The sequence below is a fragment of the Pseudoalteromonas sp. Z1A6 genome (assembly GCF_011378745.1).
Taxonomy (GTDB): domain Bacteria; phylum Pseudomonadota; class Gammaproteobacteria; order Enterobacterales; family Alteromonadaceae; genus Pseudoalteromonas; species Pseudoalteromonas arctica.
The window spans coordinates 1-3,703 of record NZ_WTKW01000382.1 but is presented as its reverse complement, the minus strand read 5'-3'; the positions used below and the strand labels follow the sequence as shown (position 1 = coordinate 3,703).

Genomic DNA, 3,703 nt, shown 5'->3' with positions numbered 1-3,703 from the left:
CTTTTTATTAGATTAAAAATTTAGAAATTAATACGGGTATTAAGTCTCAATGTCCGGCCTGTTTTATATGCGTAAACAGTACGTGATTTAGTTGCATCGCCTTCAAGCGGGCTGCCTTCAGAAAACGTTTGGCCACCAGCATTTAAGAAACGACTGGTAAAGTATTGTCTTACGCCTTCGTCGGTTACATTGGCAACTTGTAGTGATACCGTCATGTAGTTATTTACTTTATAACTTGCAGAAAAGTCGAGCGTTTTACGTCCCTCTTCCCACAGCGATCCGTTTTCCCATGAGCGTTGTACTAGCTGATCGGTTGTCCCTTGGTAAGATAGACGTAATTGATGACCATCTTTTTCCCAAAAACCCGTTACGTTGTAGCTATGCTCTGGCGTATAGGCAACCGCCAATGAAGGAATTTTTACATTATTATCAATCGATGATACTTCTTGATCGTACTTACTGTCTTGATATGTATAGTTAGCCTGCAAGCCAAGGCCGGACCAAATACCCGGTAAGTTATCGTAGGTTTGCATGTATTGAAGCTCTAACCCTTTAATACTTGCCCCTTTACCATTTTTAATTCGGGTGGTGTTAAATTTGGCACACATTTGCTCTAAGTCGCCCGAATACATCCACTCTTTTTGATAATCCTGGCCACCTTGAAAACGCTTAGGCATACATTTTTCTAAGCTATCTTGGCCTGCAATAAGTACTAAATCGTCTGGGTTATAAGATTCGCCCTCTTCGAGTCCCACTCCACGTAGGTCATCCATGTAGGTAACAATCGTTTCAGACTCTTCAAAGTTTGTCATGTCTTTATAAAATAATGATGCTGCTAATAATCCCGAATCGTTGAAATACCATTCATATGATAAATCAAGGTTTATTGATTCAAGTGGATCGAGTTTAGGATTGGTAAGCGTAATTGAGTTGTTACGGTTTTCACCGCCCCATTGTGTTTCTCTTACTTTAAAACCAGGGCGAAGCGAGTCAATTTGCGGGCGTGCCATTGTTTTAGATGCTGCAAAACGAATAATGGTGTCTTCACTTTGCAAGTAGTTAATATTGATACTGGGTAAAAACAAATCGTAGTCGTGCTCACCAGTTACTGCAAACGAGCGTAAGCTTCTGTCTTCTGTTGGTAATAAGTTTCCATTTGCATCAAATTTACGCTCGCCATATATCCAGTTTTTTTCGGTTGATACATCAGAATGGCGCCATAACCACCACTCAGATTCATTTGGATTACCACGTACAGCGTTAGGATCATGACACGCGCCTTGAGCAGGAATAGCCACATCGTCTGATTTATCAATAGTGCCTTTTGTGTCGTAGCCTAGACCATCGGTTCTCGACCAGCGTATTTCTTCGTTGTAATCTGCACCATAAAATTGCGTTGCAGCACACAGTGGTAAGCTAGTATCACGCAACTCTGCTAATTTAAATGGGTCCATTAAACGAGCATTATTTGAAGGGTCAAATGCAAACTGTACACCCGATGCACCTTGCACTTCTACAGTCGTTTTTACATAACGCACACCCACATCACCTGTAACACGTCCATCTGCTAATTCAAAATTTAGCTTGGTGTAAAATGCTAAGTTATCTAGCTCTGTATTGCGAGTGTTTGAATCGTCTGTGGCAAAAGCAACTTCTGGACTCCCTAAAGCTACTTCAAATGCTTTAAAAGCCGAAAATCGATTCCACCCATCGGTTACATTGTCGCGGCCATAACCTAAATCAGCCATAAAATCGTCAACAGGAAACCCTTCACCGTTGGTTATTAAATCACCAGAAATATCTCTTAAACCGCTACCAAGTACTGCAGGTTGGCCTGTTGCAGGGTTTATAACTACAACCCCCTCGCCTACACTATTAAAGGCACCTTGCTGAGCATCTACATATTTTGTACGTTTTGACCATTTTGCACCAAATTCAATTGAGCGTACATAGCTTGTGTCAAGCACGTAATCAAAATCGACAAAGAGCGATTTTTGTTCATCTTCGACTTCGTTGAGGGTTCTGCCCATGTACGATAAATGCTGCGCTTTTAGCTCATCCGGATTAAATCCCGTGGTGCTGTAGTTATCCCATAGATTTGTTGGGTCACCAAAAGTGTCGTTTTCGCCGTAATCAATTAAGCCGGTGCCTGTAACTAATTTACACGGACCGCCTGCTGTACAGTCATAACCAACAGGCTCCATATCCTCTGGTGGCACATTTACTAAGCTCCATGCACTAATATTGGCAAAATTTTGCAGTGCAACGTACACTGAGTTTTCTGGTATTTGCTGCGTTTTAGAGTACCCAACGCCAGCTTCCATCGAAAATGAGTCACTAAAACCGTGATTCATATCAAGTGAGTAAACTTGGTTTTTATTTTCAAATTCACCTTCTGACTGCACTAAACCACCGTTACCAAAGCGGTTGATAAATTTAGTAAATGTATTCGTTTTTAAATCAATGGTACGCCAGCTAGCTTCAGGATCAGTAAATTTAGCTGTCACGCCAGAAAGGCCTGGGTCTTCACCTTCAACTAAGTTTTTAGTTTCCATTGAGCGCGTATTAATACCATGCATTGAGTTATTAACATCTTGTTTAGCAAGGTTTGCGTTAAAGTTAAACTCTGTGTTTTCACTTGCTCGCCACTGCAAACCTAAGTTAATACTGGTGCGGTCATTTTGACTATCAAAAAGCTGATAATTAACTAAACGAGGTGTAATACCTACCGCATTTTCAACAACGTTGCCATTTGTATCTGTTGCTAAAGGCGACTGAACTGCTGTCCACTCTGTAGCAGAGTATTGGTCTTTTCGGTATTCGTTAGTCTCTTTAACTGCAGTAAAAACCACGCCAAAGGTATCGTCAAAAAGCTTTTTCGACATCGTACCCGATATTTTATAATTTTCTTTATCAGATAAATCGTTGTACCTACCTTCTAAAGTCATAGTGGAAATTTCATAATTTAAATCAAGCGGCTTTGTAGTCGAAAGATTGATATTTGCGCCTAGCGAACCCTCTTCATGATCTGCACTCGGTGTTTTTACCACTTCAATTTTAGATAAAATATCGGATGAATACTGCGATAAGTCTACGCCTTGGCTAAAACCTGTAGAACCTAATTGCACACCATTCATGCTAATATTGTTTTGTTGTGAGTTAGCACCACGCACAGATATTCGTGCACCTTCACCATCAACGGATTGTACTGATACACCAGTTACACGCGAAAGCGCATCAGCAATATTTTGATCGGTAGACTTACCTATATCTTCCGCGTTAATCGAATCAACAACGTTTTCAGCAAAACGCTTATCATTAATAGATTTTTTAAGACTGGCGGCTAACCCGCTGACTTCAATTATTTCAATATCGGCTTCTACTTTCGGTTTTTCTTGTGTGCTTTCGTCTTGCTTGGCGTAAACCAATTGTGTTGCAAGTACTGCAGCTGTAATCGCGCTCAACTTGAACGCTTTGTTGATGATTGTCATGTGTGTTCCCTTTCTAAGGTATTATTATGTTGTCAGGTTAATCTTTTGTAAACAATAATATAATAACCAAACAATTGTCAACTGTATTTTGTTAACAATATTTATTTGATTATAAAAAACCAACTTAATGCGTAAGCATTAAATTGCTCTTAAGTAACAGTGTTAAAGTAAATATTTACACAGAGTTTATCGTCAATAGTTCTAGCCTAATC

1 protein-coding gene is annotated in these 3,703 nt (G+C 39.9%); it reads right to left on the bottom strand.

Features of this window, described 5'->3' with window-relative positions; translation table 11 throughout:
- Positions 1 to 20 precede the first annotated feature (20 nt).
- Positions 21 to 3,491 (bottom strand): TonB-dependent receptor, encoded by a 3,471-nt coding sequence (locus GQR46_RS17450; RefSeq protein ID WP_165741745.1) that lies wholly within the window; start codon positions 3,489 to 3,491, stop codon positions 21 to 23.
- Positions 3,492 to 3,703 lie beyond the last annotated feature (212 nt).